Origin of the sequence: Mesorhizobium sp. M7A.F.Ca.CA.001.08.2.1 (genome assembly GCF_003998455.1) — a bacterium.
GTDB lineage: Bacteria > Pseudomonadota > Alphaproteobacteria > Rhizobiales > Rhizobiaceae > Mesorhizobium > Mesorhizobium ciceri.
Window position 1 is genome coordinate 1 of sequence record NZ_RZPW01000304.1, and the last position, 6,780, is coordinate 6,780.

At 65.3% G+C, this 6,780-nt stretch carries 4 protein-coding genes; 3 read left to right on the top strand and 1 reads right to left on the bottom strand.

Translation table 11 applies throughout. The annotated features are described in order from the left end of the window. Both EN914_RS18600 and EN914_RS18605 read left to right on the top strand, forming a co-directional pair. The coding region (locus EN914_RS18600; RefSeq protein ID WP_164778792.1) for an adenosine kinase at positions 1–954 on the top strand (954 nt) is incomplete at its 5' end. 392 nt (positions 955–1,346) lie between these two features. After that, positions 1,347–2,048 (top strand): antitoxin Xre/MbcA/ParS toxin-binding domain-containing protein, encoded by a 702-nt coding sequence (locus EN914_RS18605; RefSeq protein WP_024501795.1) that lies wholly within the window; start codon positions 1,347–1,349, stop codon positions 2,046–2,048. Between the two features lie 33 nt (positions 2,049–2,081). On the opposite strand, the gene EN914_RS18610 is transcribed toward EN914_RS18605, so the two are convergent. Then, positions 2,082–4,361, bottom strand: a complete 2,280-nt coding sequence (locus EN914_RS18610) for an NADP-dependent malic enzyme (protein ID WP_024501796.1) — start codon at positions 4,359–4,361, stop codon at positions 2,082–2,084. Between the two features lie 213 nt (positions 4,362–4,574). Between EN914_RS18610 and mutS the strand changes: the two genes are divergently transcribed. Continuing rightward, the coding region (mutS, locus tag EN914_RS18615) for a DNA mismatch repair protein MutS (RefSeq protein ID WP_127389196.1) at positions 4,575–6,780 on the top strand (2,206 nt) is incomplete at its 3' end.

A 6,780-nucleotide genomic window follows, 5' to 3' on the forward strand; every position in this document is an offset into this window, starting at 1 on the left:
GTCGACATCATCGCCCAGTGCGACGAGGAATTCCTCGAGACCAACGGCATCATCAAGGGCGCGATGAACCTCATCGACACACAACGCGCCGAACTGCTCTACAGCCGCATGGGCCCGGCGATCGAGGCGTCCGGCGGCAGCGCCGGCAACACGGCGGCCGGTGTCGCCAGCTTCGGCGGCCGCGCCGCCTTCTTCGGCAAGGTTTCCAACGATGCGCTGGGCGAAATCTACGCGCACGACATCCATGCACAGGGCGTCGCCTTCGACACCACGCCGCTCAAGGGCGAGCCGCCGACGGCGCGGTCGATGATCTTCGTCACCCCTGACGGCGAGCGTTCGATGAACACCTATCTCGGCGCCTGCGTCGAGCTTGGGCCGGAGGATGTCGAGGCCGATAAGGCGTCTGGCGCCAAGGTCACCTATTTCGAAGGCTATCTGTGGGACCCGCCGCGCGCCAAGGAAGCGATCCGCCAGACGGCGAAGCTGGCGCACGCAGCAGGCCGCGAAGTGTCGATGACGCTGTCGGATTCGTTCTGCGTCGACCGCTACCGCGACGAATTCCTCGAGCTGATGCGTTCGGGCACGGTCGACATCGTCTTTGCCAACAGCCACGAGATCAAATCGCTCTACCAGACATCCTCGTTCGACGAGGCGCTGGCGCAGATCCGCAAGGATTGCCGGATCGCCGCCGTGACCCGCTCGGAAAAAGGCTCCGTGATCGTGCGCGGCGACGAGACGGTGGTGATCAAGGCGACCGCCATCAAGGAACTGGTCGACACGACGGGCGCCGGCGATCTCTATGCCGCCGGCTTCCTGCATGGCTACACGCAAGGCCGCGACCTGCAAACCTGCGGCGACCTTGGCTCACTGGCGGCCGGATTGGTGATCCAGCAGATCGGCCCCAGGCCCCGGCAGAATCTGCGCCGCGAGGCTGAGCAGGCGGGATTGCTGTAGGGGTCCCGACGCTTTTAACCTCTCCCCTTGTGGGAGAGGTCGGATTGCCCCGATTTGTCCTTTACAAATCGGATGGCAATCCGGGTGAGGGGTAGCTTGGCGCCAAGCTGGAACACCCCTCAACCGTCTTGGCGCTACGCGCCAATCCACCTTCTCCCACAAGGGGAGAAGGAAATGCCGTCGCGCAGTTGTCATACATCGCACCTACACGCAATCTGGGCGTCCCGCGACTGACATTTCGGTGCGCCCTCAGTCAGTTGGGGTGTCAAGAAATGCTGGACAGCATGCTGTCGGGCGGCCGGACCGGTTGCCGCCGCGATTTCCGTTTTCCGCACTAGAAGTTCAACAATCGGCCGCAGCTGAGGGGGAGCGCGCGGCCAGAAGACAGATGCATGAACAGATTTCAAATCCAGGGCCTCAAGCAGGACGACTTCGCGGAGATGGTCGCGGAAGACGTCGAACGTGCACTTGCCCACTATGACGAGGCCATCAACAAGCCCACCATGGTCTCGGTCGGCAAGATCGCCGGCAGCATAGCGTCCGCCGTCACCTTGCTGTCACCGAAGCACCGGCGCGCCATCGACGCCATCCATGCCGACCTGCCCGGCCTGGCCTCGAAATTCGTGCGCGCGCTGGCGGCGGAAGCCGCGCGCCGCAGCGAAGCCGGTATTGCCGGCGTGACAAATCCGCCGACGACCCCGTTGGCCGATGTCGAGCCTCCTTCGCTGCCAAAGTCCGACGATCTCGAATCGATGCTGATCGAGGACTGGGCCGGCCGCGTCGCCGGCTCGACCTATCTGGAAGAGCATCTGCGCATCGCCCGCTCGACCCTGCACCGCTGGCAGCGGCGGGGTGAGGTCATCGCCTTGCGCAAGGGCGGCCGCAAACATGTCTTCCCGCTGGCGCAGTTCGTCGACGGCCGGCCGGTTGCAGGCATTCGCGACGTGCTATCCCTGATCACCAATCCGAGGCTCGCATGGCTGTGGCTGACGCGGCCCTCGGCGCAGCTCGACGGCCGCGTCCCGATCGACTTGCTGCGGCAGGATCAGGTGGACGAGATCGTCGAGGCCGCGCGCGTATTCGCGCCGGGCTGAAGGCAGCGCGGACTCACCGCTGAGGCCAGCCCCTCAAGTCCCCGCCGTGTACGCCGCGATCGCCGCCATGTTGACGATATCGCTGTCCTTGGCATTCAGCGACACGATCTGAACCGGCTTGTTCAGGCCGACCAGCAGCGGCCCGATCACCGTCGAGCCGCCGAGTTCCTGCAGCATCTTGGTCGAAATCGAGGCCGAGTGGAACGCCGGCATGATCAGCACATTGGCCGGGCCGGTCAGGCGGATGAACGGGTATTGCGCCATGGCGCGGGCGTTGAGGGCGACGTCGGCGGCCATTTCGCCGTCATATTCGAAATCGACGCGGCGCTTGTCGAGGATGCGCACGGCTTCCTGGACGCGCTCGGAGCGTTCGCCCTGCGGATGGCCAAAGGTAGAATAGGCGAGCATGGCGAGCCTCGGCTCATAACCCATGCGGCGGGCAAAGCCTGCCGCCTCCTCGGCGATGTCGGCGATCTGCTCGGCGTTCGGCATATCGTGCACGGCGGTGTCGGCGACCAGCACGGTCTTGCCCCGCGCCAGCACGATCGAGACGCCGATGACGCGGTGGCCGGGCTTGGCGTCGATGACGCGGCGGATGTCGTCGAGCGCGGTCGAATAGTTGCGGGTGACGCCGGTGACGATGCCGTCGGCGTCACCCAGCGCCACCATGCAGGCGGCAAAGTGGTTGCGATCGTTGTTGATCAGCCGCTGGCAGTCGCGAAACAGGAAGCCTTTGCGCTGCATGCGCTCGTAGAGGTAGTCGGTGTAGATGCCGTTGCGGCGCGACAGCCTTGCATTAATGATCTCGATGCCTTGCTTGTTCAAGTCGATGCCGGCGTGCTTGGCGTTTTCCTTGATGACGTCGTCGCGGCCGAGCAGGATGGCGGTGCCGAGCTTCTGGTTCACATAGGAGACGGCGGCGCGCATGACCTGTTCCTCCTCGCCCTCGGCGAAGACGATGCGCTTGGGCTGGCGGCGCACGCGGTCGTAGATGCGCTGCAGGGTCGAGGCGATCGGGTCGCGGCGGGCCGACAGTTCCTGCGCGTAACGATCGAGATCGAGGATCGGCTTGCGGGCGACGCCTGAGTCCATCGCCGCCTTGGCGACCGCGATCGGGATGGCCGAGATCAGGCGCGGGTCGAACGGGACCGGGATGATGTAGTTGGGGCCGAATTTCGGACGATTGCCCTGATAGGCGGCGGCGACGTCGTCGGGCACGTCCTGGCGCGCCAGTGCCGCCAGCGCCTGGGCGGCGGCGATCTTCATGTCGTCATTGATGGTGGTTGCCCTGACATCCAGTGCGCCGCGGAAGATATAGGGGAAGCCGAGCACGTTGTTGACCTGATTGGGATAATCGGAACGCCCTGTGGCCATGATGGCGTCTGTGCGGATTTCGGCGACCTCCTCCGGCGTGATTTCCGGGTCGGGATTGGCCATGGCGAAGATGATCGGGTTCTTGGCCATCGACTGCACCATGGCGGTGGTCAGCGCGCCCTTGGCGGAGAGGCCGAGGAAGACGTCGGCGCCGTCGAGCGCCTCGGCGAGGCTGCGCGCCTCGGTCTTCACCGCATGCGCCGACTTCCACTGGTTCATGCCTTCGGTGCGGCCCTGGAAAACCACGCCCTTGGTGTCGCATAGGATGATGTTTTCCGGCGAAAAGCCCATCGCCTTCATCAGCTCGATGCAGGCGATGCCGGCGGCGCCGGCGCCGTTGCAGACCATTTTCGTGGTCTTCATGTCACGGCCGGTGATCTCCAGCGCGTTGATCAGGCCGGCGGCGGAGATGATCGCGGTGCCGTGCTGGTCGTCATGGAAGACCGGGATGTCCATCAATTCGCGCAGCCGCTGCTCGATGATGAAGCATTCCGGCGCCTTGATGTCCTCGAGATTGATGCCGCCGAAGGAGGGCCCGAGGAAACGCACGCAGTTGATGAACTCGTCGGCGTCCTCGGTGTCGACCTCGAGGTCGATGGAATCGACATCGGCGAAGCGCTTGAACAGCACCGCCTTGCCCTCCATCACCGGCTTGGAGGCCAGCGCGCCGAGATTGCCGAGACCGAGAATGGCTGTGCCGTTGGAGATGACTGCGACCATATTGCCGCGCGTCGTGTAGTCGAAGGCGCGCGAGGGGTCTTCGGCGATGGCCAGGACCGGAACCGCGACACCAGGCGAATAGGCGAGGCTGAGGTCGCGCTGCGTTGCCATGGGCTTGGTGGCGACGACCTCCAGCTTGCCCGGCCGACCCATGGCGTGGAATTCGAGCGCTTCCTGCGCACTGACGGACGGACCGCTGTTCTCGGTTTTCCTGGCCATGATGTACTTGATTTCCTCACCGGTGCAGCACCTCGTTGAAGCGGGTGCTTTGTGTCGGACCGAATTAAGACCACGCGCCGCCGCGTGTAAACCGCCAGCGTGCGGAATCGCGGTTGGTACGCGCGATTGCGGGCATCCTGCCGTCCCGGTCGTCCCCTGTTTTTCGAAGCCCCGGCATTAAACCGCGCGATCACATCTGCTAGCGTGCGGCGCATGAACATGCACAGCCCGAACGAGCCAGACGCCCCCGAGGCGATGACGCCGGTGCCGACCGCCCACGCCGGCGCCACGCCGATGATCGAGCAATTCATCGAGATCAAGGCGGCAAACCCGGATTCGCTGCTGTTCTACCGCATGGGCGATTTCTACGAGCTGTTCTTCGACGATGCCGAGAAGGCGAGCCGGGCGCTGGGCATCGTCTTGACCAAGCGCGGCAAGTATCAAGGGCTCGACATTCCGATGTGCGGCGTGCCGGTGCATGCTGCTGACGACTATCTGCAGAAGCTGATCGGCCAGGGTTTCCGCGTTGCCGTCTGCGAACAGATCGAGGATCCGGCCGAGGCGAAGAAACGCGGCGGCAAATCGGTGGTGCGCCGCGATGTGGTGCGGCTGGTGACACCAGGCACCATCACCGAGGACAAATTGCTGGCGCCGTCGGAATCGAGCTTCCTGATGGCGCTGGGGCGGGTGAAAGGCGGAGCGGACCACTCCTTTGCGCTGGCCTGGATCGACATCTCGACCGGCGCCTTCCGCGTCACCGACACCACCGCCGACCGGCTTTTGGCTGACATCTTCCGTGTTGATCCGCGTGAGTTGATCGTTGCCGAGCCAGTGTTCCACGATCCGGAGCTGAAGCCGGTGTTCGACGTGCTCGGCCGCGTCGCCAGCCCGCAACCACCGTCACTGTTCGATTCGGCGTCGGCGACAGGGCGCATCGCCCGCTTCTTCGATGTGGCGACGCCGGACAGTTTTGGCGCCTTTTCGCGCGCCGAACTGTCGGCGATCTCGGGCGCCATTGCCTATGTCGAGAAGACGCAGAAAGCGGAGCGCCCGCCGCTGTCGCGGCCCGAACGCGAGGAGCAGGGTTCGACCCTGTTCATCGATCCGGCGACACGCGGCAATCTGGAACTGCTGCGCACGCTGTCGGGCAGCCGCGAAGGCTCGCTGTTCAAGGCGATCGACCGCACGGTGACCGGCGGCGGCGCAAGGCTGCTCGCCGACCGGCTGATGGCGCCGCTGACCGACCCGGCGGCGATCGGCGCCAGGCTGGACTCGGTGTCGTTCTTCCGTTCCGAAACGCGACTTTGCCAGGCGGTGCGGTCGAGCCTGAAGAGCGTTGCCGACATGCCCCGCGCGCTGTCCAGGCTGGCGCTCAACCGGGGTGGGCCGCGCGACCTCGGCGCGCTGCGCGCCGGCTTCGAGGCGGCAGGCGCGATCGCCGAAATCTTTGCCGCGACCGCCCTGCCCCCGGAACTTGCGGCGGCATTGGCCGCCATCCATGCACTGCCCCAAGCGCTTTCGCAGCATCTGATGCAGGCACTTGGCGACGAACTGCCGCTGCTCAAGCGCGACGGCGGCTTCGTTCGTGGCGGCTACCATGCCGATCTCGACGAGATGCGGGCGCTGCGCGACGAATCGCGAAAGGTGATCGCCGGGCTGGAACGCTCGCTGATCGACGAGACCGGCATCCGCTCGCTGAAAATCCGGCACAACAATGTGCTCGGCTACTATATCGAGGTGACCGCCAACCACCATGCGGTGATGACCGGCAGCGATGACGCCAAGGCGCGCTTCATCCACCGCCAGACCATGGCCAACGCCATGCGCTTTACCACGACCGAGCTTGCCGAGCTCGAGACCAAGATCGCCAATGCCGCCGACCGGGCGCTCAACATCGAACTGGCCGCCTTCGAGGCGCTGACGACGGAAGCGGTCGGCGAAGCGGAGAAGATCCGTGCCGGCGCCGATGCGCTGGCCGTGCTCGATGTCTCCGCGGCGCTCGCGCTTCTGTCGGAAAGCGAAGCCTGGTGCCGGCCGGTGGTGGATTCGAGCCTTGCCTTCGAGATTACGGGCGGGCGGCATCCAGTGGTCGAACAGGCCTTGCGCCGCTCCGGCGAAGGCCCGTTCGTCGCCAATGATTGCGACCTGTCGCCGGAGGGAGCTGCCCGGAACGGCGCGATCTGGCTTTTGACCGGCCCGAACATGGGCGGTAAATCGACATTCCTGCGGCAAAACGCGCTGATCGCCATCCTGGCCCAGACCGGCTCGTTCGTGCCGGCGACATCGGCCCATATCGGCGTCGTCGACCGGCTGTTCTCGCGTGTCGGCGCCTCGGACGATCTGGCGCGCGGCCGCTCGACCTTCATGGTCGAGATGGTCGAGACGGCAGCGATCCTCAACCAGGCCGGCGAGCGCGCAC

What these genes read in the sequence shown, in the direction of transcription:
- EN914_RS18610 (WP_024501796.1), bottom strand. Translation starts at nt 4,361, where the DNA reads ATGGCCAGGAAAACCGAGAACAGCGGTCCGTCCGTCAGTGCGCAGGAA.
- EN914_RS18605 (WP_024501795.1), top strand. Translation starts at nt 1,347, where the DNA reads ATGAACAGATTTCAAATCCAGGGCCTCAAGCAGGACGACTTCGCGGAG.